The sequence below is a fragment of the Streptomyces sp. NPDC093252 genome, from assembly GCF_040683675.1.
GTDB lineage: Bacteria > Actinomycetota > Actinomycetes > Streptomycetales > Streptomycetaceae > Streptomyces.
The window spans coordinates 26,596-44,074 of the sequence record NZ_JBFBEM010000017.1; the positions used below are offsets into that span (position 1 = coordinate 26,596).

General features: G+C 73.9%; 13 protein-coding genes. 9 read left to right on the plus strand and 4 right to left on the minus strand.

Translation table 11 applies throughout. The features are described from left to right. Positions 1-86: 86 nt before the first annotated feature. From AB0O01_RS30640 to AB0O01_RS30655, 4 genes are all read right to left on the minus strand, one after another. Entirely contained in the window at positions 87-596 is a 510-nt protein-coding gene (locus tag AB0O01_RS30640; RefSeq protein ID WP_365318677.1) for a GNAT family N-acetyltransferase, read from the minus strand. Between the two features lie 20 nt (positions 597-616). Beyond that, entirely contained in the window at positions 617-1,027 is a 411-nt protein-coding gene (locus AB0O01_RS30645) for a RidA family protein (protein WP_365318438.1), read from the minus strand. Positions 1,028-1,079: 52 nt separating this feature from the next. Continuing rightward, the gene (locus AB0O01_RS30650; RefSeq protein WP_365318439.1) at positions 1,080-2,687 is read right to left on the minus strand and encodes an alpha/beta hydrolase; all 1,608 of its coding nucleotides are present in this window, start codon (positions 2,685-2,687) and stop codon (positions 1,080-1,082) included. Between the two features lie 217 nt (positions 2,688-2,904). Then, positions 2,905-3,951: an Rv2578c family radical SAM protein gene (locus AB0O01_RS30655; RefSeq protein ID WP_365318441.1), complete on the minus strand. Its 1,047-nt coding sequence runs from the start codon at positions 3,949-3,951 to the stop codon at positions 2,905-2,907. A 202-nt stretch (positions 3,952-4,153) separates the two neighbouring features. Here AB0O01_RS30655 and AB0O01_RS30660 point away from each other — a divergent pair, with 202 nt between their 5' ends. The 9 genes from AB0O01_RS30660 to AB0O01_RS30700 all read left to right on the plus strand — a co-directional run bounded on the left by AB0O01_RS30660 (position 4,154) and on the right by AB0O01_RS30700 (position 17,387). Further along, complete coding sequence (locus tag AB0O01_RS30660; protein ID WP_365318443.1) at positions 4,154-4,597, plus strand: SRPBCC family protein; 444 nt, start codon at positions 4,154-4,156, stop codon at positions 4,595-4,597. A gap of 356 nt (positions 4,598-4,953) precedes the next feature. Continuing rightward, positions 4,954-7,362, plus strand: a complete 2,409-nt coding sequence (locus tag AB0O01_RS30665; protein ID WP_365318445.1) for an MFS transporter — start codon at positions 4,954-4,956, stop codon at positions 7,360-7,362. Positions 7,363-7,566: 204 nt separating this feature from the next. After that, positions 7,567-10,410 carry a SpoIIE family protein phosphatase gene (locus AB0O01_RS30670; RefSeq protein ID WP_365318447.1) on the plus strand — a complete coding sequence of 948 codons (2,844 nt, stop codon included), beginning with the start codon at positions 7,567-7,569 and terminating at the stop codon, positions 10,408-10,410. Positions 10,411-10,561: 151 nt separating this feature from the next. Then, on the plus strand, positions 10,562-11,287 hold the full coding sequence (locus AB0O01_RS30675) for a class I SAM-dependent methyltransferase (protein WP_365318448.1): 726 nt from the start codon (positions 10,562-10,564) through the stop codon (positions 11,285-11,287). Between the two features lie 244 nt (positions 11,288-11,531). Then, on the plus strand, positions 11,532-12,278 hold the full coding sequence (locus tag AB0O01_RS30680; RefSeq protein ID WP_365318450.1) for a sortase: 747 nt from the start codon (positions 11,532-11,534) through the stop codon (positions 12,276-12,278). A 72-nt stretch (positions 12,279-12,350) separates the two neighbouring features. Continuing rightward, positions 12,351-13,184 (plus strand): M55 family metallopeptidase, encoded by an 834-nt coding sequence (locus tag AB0O01_RS30685; RefSeq protein WP_365318452.1) that lies wholly within the window; start codon positions 12,351-12,353, stop codon positions 13,182-13,184. Further along, positions 13,177-14,481 carry a M20/M25/M40 family metallo-hydrolase gene (locus AB0O01_RS30690; RefSeq protein WP_365318454.1) on the plus strand — a complete coding sequence of 435 codons (1,305 nt, stop codon included), beginning with the start codon at positions 13,177-13,179 and terminating at the stop codon, positions 14,479-14,481. The genes AB0O01_RS30685 and AB0O01_RS30690 overlap by 8 nt, the downstream gene beginning before the upstream one ends. A 24-nt stretch (positions 14,482-14,505) precedes the next feature. Further along, entirely contained in the window at positions 14,506-16,455 is a 1,950-nt protein-coding gene (locus tag AB0O01_RS30695) for a prolyl oligopeptidase family serine peptidase (protein WP_365318456.1), read from the plus strand. Beyond that, a complete protein-coding gene (locus AB0O01_RS30700; protein WP_365318458.1) occupies positions 16,452-17,387 on the plus strand; it encodes an LD-carboxypeptidase in 936 nt (311 codons plus the stop codon). Before AB0O01_RS30695 ends, AB0O01_RS30700 begins: the two co-directional genes overlap by 4 nt. The last annotated feature ends 92 nt before the right edge of the window (positions 17,388-17,479 follow it).

Sequence of the window (17,479 nt, forward strand, 5' to 3'; positions counted from 1 at the left end):
CACCCTCCGCACACGAAGCCCCCCAACCCCCGCACACAAATCCCCCCAACCCCCGCACACAAGTCACCCCAGCCCCCGCACACAAGTCACCCCAACCCCCGCACATACCGCACCTCCGGCACCAGCGCCCCCGCCACCTCGTACGGCTCCTCGGTGCCGTCCGGGTGGAAGCCCGCGTGTGCGTAGAAGCGGCGGGCGCGGGTGTTGCCCCGGACCACCCAGAGGAGCATCCGGGGATGTCCGGCCGCCGTGCGGGCGCGCAGGGACTCCCGCAGCAGGGACTGTCCGACGCCCTGGCCCTGCCGGGCCGGGTCCACGTAGAGCGCGTACAGCTCCGCGTCCGCGTCCACCTCAGGGCCCTCTGCCGTGTCGTCGCGGTACGGGCCGTGGCAGGCCCAGCCGAGGATCTCGCCGTCCCGCTCCGCCACCAGGTCGACCACCCCGGTGGCGCGGCGGGCGAAGCGCGCGCGCTGGCGCTCGGCGTCCTCGGCGGCACTGAGGGCATCGAGATAGGGCTGCGGCATCAGGCCCCGGTAGGCGGAGCGCCACCCCTCGGTGCGGATCTCGGCCACCCGGGCGCAGTCCTCGTACCTCATCTCCCGCACGCCTGCCCCGCTCACTCCTCGCCCACCACCGCGAACGCCTCGATCTCCATCAGGAACTCCGGGCGGACCAGCCCGGCGACCCGGATCGCGGAGGCCGCCGGGAGCCGGTCGTCGGGTATGTGCGCGGCGCGGGCCTCGCGGATGGCCGGCATATGGGCCATGTCCGTGACGAAGTAGGTGAGTTTGACGACATCGCCGAAGTCCGCGCCCGCCGCGGCCAGACAGCGGCGCAGGTTCTCGAAGACCTGGCGGGCCTGCGCGGCGGGGTCGCCCTCGCCGATCAGCTCTCCGTGCTCGTCGAGGGCGATCTGCCCGGCCACGGCCACGAACCGCCCGGTGCCCATCACCACATGCGCGTACTGGGCGGCGGGCGCCACCCCGGCCGGGACGGGGATCCTGGTCGGCTCACTCTTCTCGCTCATGCCTCCATCATGGATCACGGGTCTGACAACGCCCCGGCGAGGGGCGTGCGGGTCAGCCCCGGAAGCCCAGCAGCTCGTGCAGGGCCGAGCCGTTCGCGGAACCGTTCGCCGGTTCTCCGGCCGCCTTGGTCGCCTTGCCCGGCGGCTTCGGGTCCGGTGACGCCGGGCACACCGCGTCCGCGCCGCCCCCGCCGGTGCCGTCCGGGACGGTGCCGTCGGTGAGGTAGGCCGCCAGATGCCGGTCGAGACAGGTGTTGCCGCTGAGCGTGATGCCGTGGTTGCCGCCGCCCTCCTCGACGACCAGGCGGGAGCCGCGCAGCAGCCGGTGCAGGGTCGCGCCGCCCTCGTACGGGGTGGCCGCGTCGTCCGTGGCCTGGAAGAGCAGCACCGGGGGCAGCTCGGCGTTGGTCACGTCCACCGGGCGCAGCGGCTCGCCCGGCCAGAAGGCGCAGGGTGCGTTGTACCAGGCGTTGTTCCAGGTCATGAAGGGCGCCTTGGCATACGTCCGCCAGTTGTCCGCGCGCCAGGTGCCCCAGTCCCGGGGCCAGCCGGCGTCCCGGCACTGCACCGAGGTGTAGACGCTGTAGCCGTTGTCCCCGGCGGTGTCCACCGCGGCGAGATCCTCGTACGCCGCGACCAGCGGGCCGGGGTCGTGCTCGCCCACGTACGCGGCGAGCGCCTCGGCGAGGCGGGGCCAGTAGCCGTTGTAGTAGCCGCCGGGCAGGAAGGTGTCCTCCAGTTCGGCGGCGCCGACGGTGCCCTCGGCGGGCTTCTCGGCCAGGGCCGCCCGCATCGCGTACCACCGCGCCTCCACGCGCGCGGGGTCGGTGCCCAGCCCGTAGACGGCGTCGTGGCGGGCGATCCAGGCCATCAGGGCGCGGTGGCGGGCGTCGAAGGCTTGGTCCTGGGCGAGATTGTCGGCGTACCAGACGCCCGTCGGGTCGACGACCGAGTCCAGTACGGCCCGGTGGACGCGCCGCGGGTACAGCTTCGCGTAGACCGCGCCGAGGTAGGTGCCGTAGGAGTAGCCGAAGTAGCTGATCCGCTCGGCGCCCAGGGCGGCCCGGACACGGTCCATGTCGCGCGCGGCGCTGAGGGTGTTGATGTGCGGCAGGAGAGGGGCGTGTTTTTGGGCGCAGGCGTCGGCGAAGGACTTCGCGCGCGCGAGGTTCGCCTCCTCGACGGCCCGGGTGGTGGGCAGCGAGTCGGGGCGGACGGGGCCGAAGTGGCCGGGGGCGCAGTCCAGGGCGGGGCGGCTGCGGCCCACCCCGCGCGGGTCGAACCCGATGACGTCGTACTGGGCCGCGACCTTCTCGGGCAGGGCCGAGGCGACGAACCCGGCGAGGCCCAGCCCGCTGCCGCCCGGACCGCCGGGGTTGACCAGCAGCGGCCCCTGGGAGGTCTTCGCGGTGTGCGGCACCCGGGACAGGGCCAGCGTGATCTGCTCGCCGTGCGGGTCGTCGTGGTCGAGGGGCACGGTGAGCGACGCGCACTGGAGCCGGGGATGGGCGGTGGTGCCGCACTTCTGCCACGCCAGGGGCGGCGCCCCGGGTGCGGGGTCCGCGGCCCGCGGGGCGTCCGCCTGGGCGGGCGGGGCCGTCAGCGCGGTGGCTGTCAGCACGGCGGCGGCGCCGCACAGCAGGGCTGCGCGTCTTCTCACGGGGCCTCCCGGGGTGGGGAAAACGGACCGCGCGTGTCGCGGGTCCCGCGCCGCATCGTCCCGAAATCGGCGCCCGGAAGAACCTGTTCGATCAGTAGTTGACCCTATTGTGTGACCCGGTGCGTGCGTTCAGATGCGGGCAGGTGAAGGCCGGTGCGCGCGAACGCGGGTCGCCCCCGGCACGGCCCGGTCCGGTTCGGCCCGGCGTGGGCGGTCCTCACATCAGGGTGAGCTGGGTCGGCCCGGTGGGTTCCATGGTCTCCGGGGCCGGTGGTTCCGGCAGTCGGCGGGGCATGCCCGCGCGCGTGGGGCCGATCCCGTACTCCCGGGCGAGGTCGTGCACCTGGCGGGTGATCCGGCGCTGGTACCACTTGGGCGCGTAGGCGCCGTCGGCGTAGAGCCGCTCGTAGCGGCGGACCAGATGCGGGTGGTGGCGGGCCAGCCAGGCGCTGTACCACTCGCGGGCGCCGGGCCGCAGATGCAGCACCAGGGGCGTGACCGAGGTGGCCCCGGCGGCGGCGACGGCCCGGACCGTGGCCCGCAGCCGGGCCGGGTCGTCGCTGAGGAAGGGCAGCACCGGCGCCATCAGCACCCCGCACCCGATGCCCCGCTCGGACAGCGCCCGTACGACGTCCAGGCGCCGTTCCGGGGCCGGGGTCCCCGGTTCGACCGTGCGCCACAGCTCCTGGTCGGTGAAGCCCACCGACACCGATATGCCCACGTCGGTGACCTCGGCGGCCTGGGTGAGCAGCTCCAGGTCGCGCAGGATCAGGGTGCCCTTGGTCAGGATCGAGAACGGGTTGGCGTGGTCGCGCAGGGCGGCCAGGATGCCCGGCATCAGCCGGTAGCGGCCCTCGGCGCGCTGATAGCAGTCCACATTGGTGCCCATCGCGATGTGGTCCCCCTGCCAGCGGCGGGAGGCGAGCTGGCGGCGCAGCAGCTCCGGCGCGTTCACCTTGACCACGATCTGCGAGTCGAAGTCCAGGCCGGTGTCCAGGTCCAGATAGCTGTGCGACTTGCGGGCGAAGCAGTAGACGCAGGCGTGCGAGCAGCCCCGGTAGGGGTTGATGGTCCATTCGAACGGCATTCGGGAGGCCCCGGGCACCCGGTTGACGATCGAACGGGCCCGCACCTCGTGGAAGGTGATGCCACGGAACTCGGGCGTGTCGAACGTGCGGCTGACCACCGCGTCCGCGCCGAACAGCGCGGCGTCGGCCGCCCTGCTGTGGCCCCCGGACTCCACGGTGAGGTTCTCCCAGCGCATGACGCCTCCTCGGTAGCACTGCGCCACAGAATAGAACATCTGTTCCCATGATCGTGCGACCGCCGCTCTCCGGGTACGGCGTGTCACCCGGCGATCACCCCCGCGCCGGCGCGCGCACCCCGATTTGGGCGCCCGGCGACCGGGGTGGTTGGGTGGGCCCATCCCGAGCAAGCCCCGAGATCGCATGTCCTGGAGGAAGTCGATGGCGCAGGTCGAGGCCACTACCGAGCGGGTCGTCGCAGCGGACCCGGAGACCGTGTTCGACACCCTCGCCGACTACAGCGGTGCGCGCGCGAAGCTGCTGCCGGAGCAGTTCAGCGAGTACGAGGTGCGCGAGGGCGGCGACGGCGAGGGCAGCCTCGTCCACTGGAAGCTCCAGGCCACCAGCAAGCGCGTCCGCGACTGTCTGCTGGAGGTCACCGAGCCCAGCGACGGCGAGCTGGTCGAGAAGGACCGCAACTCCTCCATGGTCACCGTCTGGCGGGTCACCCCGGCCGGTGAGGGCAGGTCCCGGGTCGTGGTGACCAGCACCTGGACCGGCGCGGGCGGTGTCGGCGGCTTCTTCGAGCGGACCTTCGCCCCCAAGGGCCTGGCCCGGATCTACGACGCGATCCTCACCCGCCTGGCGGCCGAGGTGGAGAAGTAGCCGACCCGGCCGACCGTCCCCCGGGATCCGACCGCCCCCCCGGGGATCCGACCGCCCCCTGGGGATCCGACCGCCCCTCGGGGTCCGGACGCCACCCGGATCCCGGGGACCCGCCGGGATCCTCCCGTACCCCGCCGTCTCCCGCCCCAAGCCCCCCTAACCGTACGGGAGTTGACGCGGACGAGGGCGAAGTCGAGGGAAACCGAGGGGAGTCGAATTAAACCGGTTCCCTGGGATTCTCACCGTTTCGAGTGGATCCACCCCCGAAGTTGCGTTACGTCGTAACTCGTAGCGCTTGCCGTGAGTTCTCGCTTCACGCGGGACATCTGCGGCAGGCGCGACGAGGGGAGCGTTACGTGGGCGGGATCACTCTGGTGCAGGACGAGCCGGTACGGGACGAAACGGCCCCGGCACCCCCGGCACCCCCACCGGCCGCCGGTCCCGGTGAACTCAGCCCGCGCCGGGTGCGGCTGGTCTTCTTCGGGCTGATGCTCGCGCTGCTGCTCGCCGCGCTGGAGCAGATGATCGTCGCCACCGCGCTCCCGAAGATCGTCGGCGATCTGCACGGCCTGGACAAGATGTCCTGGGCGATCACCGCCTATCTGCTCACCTCCACCGTCGGCCTCCCGGTCTACGGCAAGCTCGGCGACCTCCTCGGCCGCAAGGGCGTCTTCCAGTTCGCCATCGTCGTCTTCGTCATCGGCTCCGCCCTGGCCGGCCGCGCCCAGACCATGGACCAGTTGATCGCCTTCCGCGCGGTGCAGGGCGTCGGCGCGGGCGGGCTGATGATCGGCGTCCAGGCGATCATCGCGGACATCGTGCCGCCCCGTGAGCGCGGCCGGTTCATGGGCCTGATCGGCGCCGCGTTCGGTCTCGCCTCGGTCGCCGGGCCGCTGCTCGGCGGCTACTTCACCGACCATCTCTCCTGGCGCTGGTGCTTCTACATCAACATCCCCTTCGGCCTGCTCACCATGGCCGTGGTCGCCGTCGTCCTCAAACTCCCCAAGCCCACCGCCAAAGCCCGGTTCGACTTCCTCGGCACCCTGCTGCTCGCCGCCGCCTCCACCTGCCTGGTCCTGCTGACCAGTTGGGGCGGCACCGAGTACGCCTGGGGCTCGCGGATGATCCTCGGGCTCGCCGCCGGGGCCGTGGTCAGTGCCCTGCTCTTCCTGGCCGCGGAGCGGTACGCCGCCGAACCCCTCATCCCGCTGCGGCTGTTCCGCGACTCCGTCTTCAACATCACCGGTCTGGTGGGCCTGGTGATCGGTGTCGCGCTGTTCGGCGCCGCCAGTTATCTGCCGACCTACCTCCAGATGGTCGACGGCGCCTCCGCCACCGAGTCCGGGCTGCTGATGCTGCCCATGATGGGCGGCATCGTCGGCGCCTCCATCGTCTCCGGACAGCTCATCACCCACTCCGGCCGCTACAAGATCCACCCCATTCTCGGCGGGGCCCTGTCCGTCGCAGGGATGTATCTGCTCTCCCAACTGGAGACCGGCACCCCGCGCTGGCAGTACAGCGTCTGGATGTTCGTCCTCGGTGCCGGGATCGGCATGGTGATGCCGGTCCTGGTGCTCGCCGTGCAGAACTCCGTGCGCCCCGCCGACCTCGGCACCGCCACCAGCGCGAACAACTACTTCCGGCAGATCGGCGGCAGCGTCGGCGCCGCCGTCTTCGGCACCCTCTTCGCCGACCGCCTCACCGACGCCCTCGCCGACCGGCTGCCCCGCACCCCCGGCACCGAACTGCCCGACGCCGAGTCCCTCACCCCGCAGGCGGTCCACGCCCTGCCGCCCGCCCTGCGCGACGCCTACATCCAGGCGTACGCCGACGCCATGCCGAGGATCTTCCTCTACCTCGTACCGGTCCTGGTCGTCGGCCTGTTCCTCGCCTTCTTCCTCAAGGAGAAACCGCTGGTGTCCCACAACGCCCCCACAGCCGCGCTGGCCGAACCGCAGATCACCGAGGTGACCGTCACCGTCCCCGGCGCCCGGGTCCCGCACACCGCCGGGATCCCCGTCTGCGGCACGGTCCAGCACCCCGACGGCACCGCCGTGCCCCGCGCCGCGCTCACCCTCATCGACGCGGCCGGACAGCAGATCGGGCGGGGCGCCAGCGGCGAGGACGGACGCTACGCGCTGGCCACCCCCGGCCCCGGCGCCTACGTCCTGATTGCCGCCGCGGGCGGCCACCAGCCGCAGGCCGTCTCCGTCTCCGTCGCCGAGCGCCCCGTCGAACTCGATGTCGTCCTCGGCGGCGCGGGCCGCCTCGCCGGAGCCGTCCTCACCGCCGACGGCAGCCCCGTCCGGGACGCCACGGTCACCCTCACCAACGTCCACGGCGAAGTCGTCTCCAGCACCCGCAGCGGGCGCGAGGGCGGGTATGTCATCAGCGAGCTGGTCGCGGGCGAGTACACCCTCGCCGCCAGCGCGCCCGCCTTCCGCCCGGCCGCCCTCCCCATCACCGTCCAGGCGTCCCGCGAGACCCGCCAGGACATCGAACTCGCCGGGGGCGCCGTGCTGCGCGGCACGGTCCGGGCCGGGGGCGGACGCCCGGTCGAGGACGCCCGCGTCACCCTGCTCGACGCCGCGGGCAATGTCGTCGACACCCTCACCACCGGCCCCGACGGCACCTTCCGCTTCGTCGACCTCTCCTCCGGCGAGTACACCGTCATCGCCGCCGGATACCCGCCCGTCGCCACCGTCCTGCGGGTCGCGGGCGGCGGCCGTACCGAACGCGACCTCCAGCTCGGCCACGAGGACTGACGACGGACCGGCGGCGGCCCCCGGCGTGAGAGCCCCCGCGCACCGCTCACCCGGGCGCCCCTTCGCACGCCTGAGTGCGCCGGAGCGGTGACCGGGCGGACGGGGCCGGGGAATTCGCGTATTGGCACACATCGTGAGCGGGCGCCGCCGTACCGTGGTCGCGGGAACAGATCTTGTGGAGGCATGGGGGAGAGAGGCTGGGCCATGAACCATGGCACCGACCGGGAGGTTCCCGGCCGTGCGGCCGGTCCGGACACGCCGAGCGCACCACCCGGCTCCGCCGCACAACCCACCGGCACCGGGCACGCCACCGACACCGGGCACGCCACCGGCGGGGAGCCCGCCGACGCCGGCCCGCCCGCCCCCGGAGCGCCCGTCACCGCCGGACCGTCCGCCGACGCCGGGCTCTCCACCACCACCGGGCACGCCACCGCCGGACCACCCGCCGTCGTCGGCCCCGCCGCCACCGGAGGGCCCACCACCGCAGCGCCCGACCTTGCCGCAGCGCCCGCCCCTGCCGGAGAGCCCACCACCGTCGAGCCGCCCACCCCCGGACGCATCCCCCTCGCCGTGGTCGTCGTGGACGGCGGCGGGCTCGTCTCGCACTGGAGCAGGGGCGCGCGGCGGATCTTCCAGGTCCCGAGGGAGGCCGCCGTCGGCCGCCCGGTCACCGATCTGCTGCCCGTCTCCGGCGCGCTCCCCGACGAGGAGCACCCCCATGGCGGGGACCCGGTCTGCGACGGGTACGAGGGCCCCGATCTGGAATCCTCACTCGGTGGACGGCTGTCCCACCCGGCCGCCGGGCGCGCCCGGCTCACCGTGCCCGAGCGCGGCCGGATCGATGTGCTGTGGTGGGCCTACCCCCTGGTCGGCCCCGGGCCCGAACGGCTGCTGGTGCTCGCCACCGACGCCGCCTCGCTGCGCCGCCCCGGCACCGCCGAGGAGGACCCCGCCGTGGAGGACCCTGCCGTGGAGGGCTCCGCCATGGCGGACCCCGCTGGGGAGGACCCCGTCAGGGAAGCCCCCACCGTCGAGGGCCGCGCAGCGGAAGTCATCGCCCCCGGCTTCGCCCTGCACACCGACTTCCCCGGCGCCGACCGGCTCGCCCGCCGCCTGCCCGACATCCTGCCCGGCATGAGCGTCGCCGACAGCTCCCGGATCGCCGCCCAGATCCTCGAACTCGGCTACCCGGTCCTGGAGTTCAGCAGCAGCGAACTGGTCCCGGTCACCCCCGACTGGGGCGTCCCCCGCCGCGCCGAGCGCCGCGCCCGCCACGAACGCGCCGCCCGCGCACGGGCGAGCGGCCTCCCCGTTCCCCCTGACGCCGGGGACGACCCCGAGGACCTGGAGTACACCGCGGTCCGCGAGCGCCTGGAGTTCCTCAACGAGGTCAGCGGCAGGATCGGTACGTCGCTGGATCTGTCCCGGACCATCGTCGAGGTCAGCCGGGCCGTCGTGCCCCGCTTCACCGATGTCGCCGGGACCTATCTGCGCGAACAGGTGGTGGCCGGCGAGGGGTTCCCCGAGGGCGTGCCCGACACCACCACCCTGTGGCACCGGGTGGCCGTCGAGCACACCGACGAACCCGGCCGCTGGGACGACGTGGTGCCGGTCGGCGAGGCCATGCCGTTCCCCGCGCACACCCCGTTCTTCCAGTGCATGACGACCGGTGAGCCGGTGCTCGTGCCGCGCATCAGCGAGCGCCTGGGGCACACCATCGCCTCGCAGTTCGAGAAGCGGGACATCCGCCCGCTGATCAACGGCCGCTCCATGCTGATCGTCCCGCTCAAGGCCCGCCAGGTCGTCCTGGGCTTCATGATCCTGCTGCGCCACCCCGGGCGCGTCGAGTTCAACGACATGGACCGCGCCACCGGCGCCGAACTCGCCGCTCGCGCCGGACTCGTCCTCGACAACGCGCGCATGTACACCTACCAGGAGGCGGTCGCCGACACCCTCCAGGACAGCATGCTGCCGCACATCCCGCCGCGCATGGCGGGCTGCGACATCGCCACCCGCTATCTGCCCGGCACCCGGCTCGGCCGGATCGGCGGCGACTGGTTCGACTCGGTGAAACTGCCCGGCGCCCGGACCGCGTTCGTCGTCGGCGATGTGATGGGCCACGGTCTCAACTCGGCGGCGATGATGGGCCAGTTGCGCACCGCCGTGCAGACCATGGCCGCCCTGGACGTACCGCCCGCCCGGCTGCTGCGCAATCTCGACGACCTCGCCCAGCGCCTGGGCGACACCTACCTCGCCACCTGCCTCTACGCCGTCTACGACCCCCTCGCCGGGGAGCTGACCATCGCCAACGCCGGGCACATCCCCCCGGTGCTGGTGCGCGCCGGGGACGGGCGCGGTGAGCTGCTCGATCTGCCGACGGGCGCCCCGATAGGGGTCGGCGGAGTGCCCTTCGAGGCGGTCCGGGTCCGGGTGGAGCCCGGCGACCGGCTGGTGATGTGCACCGACGGGCTGGTGGAGGTGCGCGGCGAGGACATCGGCGTCGGACTGGCCACCCTGTGCGAGTCCGCCGCCCACCCGGCCGCGTCCATGGACGCCGCCTGCGACACCATCATCCGCGCCCTGAACCCCCGCGGTGGCCGCAAGGACGACGTGGCGCTGCTGATGGTCCGGCTCGGCGGGGTCGCCCCGGACGACGTGGCCGAATGGCGGCTGACCGTGGACCCGTCGGAGGTGTGCCGGGCCCGCGCGGTGGTCCGGGAGCAGCTCCACGAGTGGGAGCTGCCGCGCAAGCTGATCGACACCGCCGAGCTGATGGTCAGCGAACTGGTCACCAACGCCGTACGGCACTCCCGGCGCGGGCCGGTCGTACTGCGGCTGGTGCGCGGGGAGACCCTGCTGTGCGAGGTGGACGACGACGACCACGATCTGCCGACGCTGCTCAGCGCCGGGCCGCTGGCCGACGAGGGGCGCGGGCTGCGGGTGGTGAGCACCCTGGCCCGGGAGTGGGGCGCGAGCCGGACCGGGGTCGGCAAGACGGTCTGGTTCGAACTCGGGCTGCCCCGGCGGCGCTTGTCCGGGCGCGGCTGACGGAGCCGTGCGACGGGGGCTCGCCGGAGGACCCGTGAAGGAAGGCACCCGCGTCTTGTAGTGGCCCGCCCGGCGCGATAGGACCGTATCCGGCCGTTCACACACGGTGAGAGGGCGGCGCTCGACGGGGAATCGGGGAAGGGGAGCTGGTATGGGTGTGACCGCGCGGTACCGGGAGTCCTGGGAGAGTTTCTGGCGCGAGGCGTCCGGGGAGCCCGGGGCGGTGTTCTGGGACGCCGAGCCGGTGCTGACCTCGGGGGTGCATCTGGCGCTGTTCGAGCCGCGGATCGTGGACCCCGGGCTGCCGCTGATCGACCTGGGCTGCGGCAACGGCACCCAGACCCGCTTCCTCGCCGACCGGTTCCCCCGGGTGCTGGGCGTCGACCTCTCCGCGGCGGCGCTGGACCACGCGCGCGCCGCCGACCCGGCCGGACAGGCGGGGTACCGGGTGCTGGACGCCACCGACGGTATCGAAGTGGCCGCGCTGCACGCCGAGTTGGGCGACGCCAATGTCTATGTGCGCGGGGTGCTGCACCAGAGCGCGCCGCAGGACCGGCAGGCGCTGGTGGACGGGGTGGCCACCCTGCTCGGCGGCCGGGGGCGGGCGGTGCTGGTGGAACTGGCGGAGGCCGCCGGGGAGCTGCTCAAGGGGCTCGCGCAGAGCCCGTCCGGTCCGCCCGCCAAGCTCGCCCCGGTTTTCCGGCACGGCCTCACCCCGGGGGAGGTGGCGGACGCGGCCCTCCCGGTCTACCTCGGTGTGGCCGGTCTCACGGTGCTCGCCGAGGGCGATCTCCCGCTCACCACCACGGAGTACGGACCCGACGGCGCCCGCCTCGAACTGCCCGCGAAATGGCAGGTGGTGGGCCCCACGGGCTGACCGCACCCACCGGGCCGCGCACGGCGCCGCGCCGCCCGGTCCGGTCTGCCCGGTCCGGTCCGCCCGGTCCGCCCGGTCCGTCCCGCGCCCGCGCGCCGGGGCGCTGGAGCGGACGGGGCGACAGCGCGCCGACGAGTCCGCTCCGCGCCCGCGCCCGCGCACCCGGTCGCGGGCGGCGGACAGCCGGTGCACAGGTATCGGGTGAACCGCCCGAGGTACCCCTTGCGCGCCTATGCTCGAACGTATGACTGCTCGGCGCAGTGCCATAGCCACGGTCGCCGCGGGACTCGTTCTTCTCATCACCGGATGTGTGGACTCGGCCACGCCGAGTGCCTCCGCCACCCTCTCCGAGCCCGCCGCGACCAGCCCGCCCGCCTCCACCCCGGCCGCGGGTCCCCCCGACCGTCCCGCCGCCACGGCGTCCCCGGAGCCGTCACCCACCGCCCCGGTCCCCGACGCCGACCCGCGCACCGACTCCGCCACGCTCGGCATCCCGGACATCGGCCTGGACGCCCTGGAGATCGTGCCCTACGAGGGGACCACGGACGACCGGCCCGGCACCGACATCCAGAACGAGGGCCTCGGCGCCAGCCCCTACGGCGACGGCGGCGGGGCCGGACCCGGCGAGATCGGCAACTACCTCGTCACCGCCCACCGCCTCAGCGCCGGCGGCCCGCTGCGCGACCTGCCCTCCCTCGCCGTCGGCGACACCCTCACCGTCGACTTCGGCGGCGTCCGGTACACCTACCGGATCACCGAGACCCGGGAGACCTCCTTCCGCACGCCCAGTTCCCTGGCCGAGCAGCGGGCCGCCGTGCCCGGCAGCCCCGGCGAGACCCCCACCGAGGCCATGATCACGGTCTCCACCTGTGCCACGCCCGAGGACAACGCGGAGGGCAACTTCTGGCGGGACGCCATGGGCAACCCCGAGCATCGCATCGACAAAATCGGCGTTCTCGTGGAGACGACCGCGATTCCTGGCGCCGAATAGTCGTACGGGCGGAAAATCTTCGGTGGGCCCCCTCCTGGTCCGGCCGCGAGTCACCGCGTAACGTGACGCATCATGAAGATCCTCATCAGTGCCGACATGGAGGGCGCCACCGGTGTCACCTGGCCGGCCGACGTGCTGCCCGGGACGCCGCAGTGGGAGCGGTGCCGGTCGATGTTCACCTCCGACGTCAACGCCGCCGTCCTCGGCTTCTTCGACGGCGGCGCCGACGAGGTGCTGATCAACGAGGCGCACTGGACCATGCGCAATCTCCTCCTGGAGCGCCTCGACGAGCGCGCCGAGATGCTCACCGGCCGCCACAAGTCCCTCTCCATGGTCGAGGGCGTCCAGCACGACGACGTCGACGGCATCGCCTTCATCGGCTACCACGCCGGTGCCGGGGACGAGGGCGTCCTCGCCCACACCTACCTCGCCAACTCCATCACCGGCGTCTGGCTCGACGGCGTCCGCGCCAGCGAGGGCCTGCTCAACGCCCATGTCGTCGCCGAGTACGGCGTCCCGGTCGTCCTGGTCACCGGGGACGACGTGGCCTGCCAGGACGCCCTGGGCTACGCGCCCGAGGCCCGCAAGGTCGCCGTCAAGGACCATGTCTCGCGGTACGCGGCCGTCTGCCGTACGCCCGCCAGGACCGCCGCCGACATCCGGGCCGCCGCCAAGGAGGCCACCGCGCTGGCCGTGCGGCACGAGCCGGTGAGCGCCGGGCCGCACACCATGGAGCTGGAGTTCGACGCCGAGCATCTGGCGATGGCCGCGACCGTCGTCCCCGGCGTCGAGCGCACCGGGGAGCGCAGGATCGCGTACGCGAACCCGACCATGTACGAGGCGATCCGCACCTTCAAGGCGGTCACCACCATCGTCTCGGCCGCCGTGGAGGAGCAGTATGGCTGACGGGCGCGCCCTGGACGAGGTCGTGGAGTTCACCTCCGACCTGATCAGGATCGACACCACCAACCGGGGCGGCGGCGACTGCCGGGAGCGGCCCGCCGCCGAGTACGCGGCCGAGCGCCTCGCGGACGCCGGGCTGGAGCCGGTGCTGCTGGAGCGGGTCCCCGGGCGCACCAATGTCGTCGCCCGCTTCGAGGGCAGCGACCCTTCCGCCGACGCGCTGCTGGTCCACGGCCATCTGGACGTCGTCCCCGCCGAGGCCGCCGACTGGAGCGTGCACCCGTTCTCCGGGGAGATCCGCGACGGCGTGGTGTGGGGGCGCGGCGCGGTCGACATGAAGAACATGGACGCGATGATCCTGGCCGCCGTCCGCTCCTGGGTGCGGGAAGGGGTGCGGCCCCGGCGGGATGTCGTCATCGCGTTCACCGCCGACGAGGAGGCCAGCGCCGAGGACGGCTCCGGGTTCCTCGCCGACCGGCACGCGGAGCTGTTCGAGGGCTGCACGGAGGGGATCAGCGAGTCCGGCGCGTTCACCTTCCACGACGGGTCCGGGCGGCCGATCTACCCCATCGCGGCGGGCGAGCGCGGCACCGGCTGGCTCAAGCTGACCGCGCGGGGCCGCGCCGGGCACGGCTCCAAGGTCAACCAGGAGAACGCGGTGACCCGGCTGTCCGCCGCCGTCGCCCGCATCGGCGCCCATGAGTGGCCGCTCCGCCTCACCCCGACCGTCTCCGCCGCCCTCACCGAACTCGCCGCCCTCTACGGCATCGACCCCGACCTGACCGACGTGGACCACCTGCTGGCCAAGCTGGGCCCGGCCGCCAAGCTGGTCGAGGCGACCGTCCGCAACAGCGCCAACCCGACCATGCTCAGCGCCGGGTACAAGGTCAATGTCATCCCCGGCGAGGCGGTCGCGTACGTCGACGGGCGGTTCCTGCCCGGCGGCGAGGACGAGTTCCGGACCACGCTGGACGCCCTGACCGGGCCCGACGTCGACTGGGAGTACAGCCACCGCGAGGTCGCCCTCCAGGCGCCGGTGGACTCGCCTACCTTCGCGCGGATGCGGGACGCCGTCCAGGAGTTCGCCCCCGAGGGCCGGGTCGTGCCGTACTGCATGTCCGGCGGCACCGACGCCAAGCAGTTCTCCCGGCTCGGCATCACCGGCTACGGCTTCGCCCCGCTGAAACTGCCCGAGGGCTTCGACTACCAGGCCCTCTTCCACGGCGTCGACGAACGGGTGCCCGTCGAGGCGCTGCGGTTCGGCGTCCAGGTGCTCGACCGGTTCCTGCGGACCGCCTGACCCACGACCGGGAGAACGACGACAATGGCCACCCTTCCGTACGGCTCCTGGCCGTCCCCCGTCACCGCGGCCCTCGCCGCCGCGCACGACGGGCACCCCGAGTACCCGGGCTTCGTCGGCGACGAGATCTGGTGGACCGAACCCCGGCCCACCGAGGCCGGCCGCCGCGCCCTGATCCGCCGCCGCCCCGACGGCACCGCCGTATCCGTCCTGCCCGCCCCCTGGAACGTCCGCTCCCGGGTCATCGAGTACGGGGGCCGCCCCTGGGCGGGCGCGGCGACCGCCACCGGCCCGGTCCTGGTCTTCGTCCACCTCCCCGACCAGCGCCTCTACCGCTACGAACCCGGGAGCGACCCCGTCCCCCTCACCCCGCTCTCCGGCGTGGGCGGCGGACTGCGCTGGGCCGACCCCGTCGTCCTGGCCGGGCGGGGCGAGGTGTGGTGCGTGCTGGAGGAGTTCACCGGCGAACGGCCCACCGACGTCCGCCGGGTCCTGGCCGCCGTACCGCTCGACGGATCGGCCGCCGGTGACCGGGCCGCCGTCCGGGAACTCGCGCCCGAGCGGCACCGGTTCGTCACCGGGCCCCGCCTCTCGCCGGACGGGCGGCACGCGGTCTGGCTCGGCTGGGACCACCCCCGGATGCCCTGGGACGGCACCGAACTGCTCCTCGCCGAGGTCGGCGACCACGGCACCCTCACCGGGGCGCGGACCGTCGCGGGCGGGCCCGGGGAGTCGATCGCACAGGCCGAGTTCGCCGCCGACGGGGCCCTGCTGTACTCCAGCGACCGCACCGGCTGGTGGAACCTCTACCGCGACGGACGGCCCCTGTGCCCGCGCGAGGAAGAGTTCGGCGGGCCGCTGTGGAAGATCGGGCTGCGCTGGTTCGCCCCCCTCGCCGACGGCCGGATCGCCGTCCTGCACGGCCGGGGCGGCAGCGCGCTCGGCCTCCTCGACCCGGAGAGCGGCGTGATCACGGACGCCGCCGGGCCCTGGACCGAGTTCGGCGGCACCCTCGCCGCCGACGGGGAACGGGTGGTGGCCGTCGGCGCCGGTCCGCTCAGCGGCGCCGAGGTCGTCGAGCTGGACACCGTCACCGGTCACACCCGGGTCGTCGGCGCCCCCCACCACGACGCCGTCGACCCCGCCCACTACGCCCGCCCCGAGGCCCGGGTCCTCACCGGCCCCGGCGGGCGCGACATCCACGCCCACCTCCACCCGCCCCACCACCCCGCGCACACCGCGCCCGACGGCGAACTCCCGCCGTACGTGGTGTGGGCGCACGGCGGGCCGACCAGCCGCAGCCCGCTGGTCCTCGACCTGGAGATCGCCTACTTCACCTCGCGCGGCATCGGGGTCGCCGAGGTCAACTACGGCGGCTCCACCGGCTACGGCCGCGCCTACCGCGACCGGCTGCGCGGCCAGTGGGGCGTGGTGGACGTGGAGGACTGCGCGGCCGTCGCCCGCGCCCTCGCCGCCGAGGGCACCGCCGACCCGGCCCGGCTCGCGATCCGGGGCGGCAGCGCGGGCGGCTGGACCTCGGCCGCCTCCCTCGCCACCACCGACGTCTACGCCTGCGGCACGATCAGCTACCCCGTGCTCGACCTCACCGACTGGGTCACCGACGGCACCCACGACTTCGAGTCCCAGTACCTGCACAGCCTCGTCGGCCCCTACGAACCCGCCCTCTACCGGACCCGCTCCCCGATCGAGCACGCCGACCGGATCACCGCGCCCTTCCTGCTGCTCCAGGGGCTGGACGACGTGATCTGCCCCCCGGTCCAGGCCGAACGCCTCATCGCCCGGATGGCCGGACGGGGCGTCCCGCACGCCTATCTCGCCTTCGCGGGCGAGGGCCACGGCTTCCGCCGCGCCGACACCATGGTCCGCGCCCTGGAGGCCGAACTCTCCCTCTACGCCCAGGTCTTCGGTTTCACCCCCGCCGACGGCACCCCGTCCCTGGAGCTGACGCGATGACGTACACCGTGCCGGAACTGCGGCGGCCCGCCCGCCTCGCGCCCGGCGCCCGAGTGGCCGTCGTCGCACCCAGCGGCCCGGTCCCCGAGGACCGCCTTCAGGCGGGCCTGGACCTGCTGCGCGGCTGGGACCTCGACCCGGTCGCCCAGCCCCACGTCCTGGACCGCCACCCCGACTTCGACCACCTCGCCGGAACCGACGCCGACCGCGCCGCCGACCTCCAGCGCGCCTGGTGCGACCCGGCCGTGGACGCGGTGCTGTGCGCCCGGGGCGGGTACGGCGCCCAGCGCATGGTGGACCTGCTCGACTGGGACGCGATGCGGGCCGCCGGACCCAAGGTCTTCGTCGGCTTCAGCGACATCACCGCCCTGCACGAGGCGTTCGCCGTCCGCCTCGGCCTGGTCACCCTGCACGGGCCGATGGCGGCGGGCGTCGACTTCCTCAAGAACACCCGGGCCCAGGACCATCTGCGGGCCACCCTGTTCGCCCCGGAGACGGTCATGACCCTCACCTCCGGCGGACAGGCCCTGGTCCCCGGCCGGGCGAGCGGCGTCCTGCTGGGCGGCTGCCTCTCCCTCCTCGCCTCCGACCTCGGCACGCCCCACGCCCGCCCCACCACCGCAGGCGGCCTGCTCTGCCTGGAGGACGTGGGGGAGGAGCCGTACCGCCTGGACCGGGACCTCACCCATCTGCTGCGCGCGGGGCGGCTGGACGGTGTGGCCGGGATCCTCCTCGGCTCCTGGCAGGACTGCGGCCCCTACGACCGCGTCCGTGCGGTCCTCGCCGACCGCCTCGGCGGGCTCGGCGTCCCGGTCGCGGAGGAGTTCGGCTTCGGACACGGACCCGGGGCGGTGACGGTCCCCTTCGGGGTGCGGGGCGAACTGGACGCGGGGGCGGGGACGGTGGTGCTGGGGGAACCGGCGCTGGGGTGAGGGATGCCGGGTGCGGGTGCGTGGGTGGTTCTCGCGCAGTTCCCCGCGCCCCTGTGGGTACCCCCCTCCGGGGAGGTACCCACTCCGGGTAG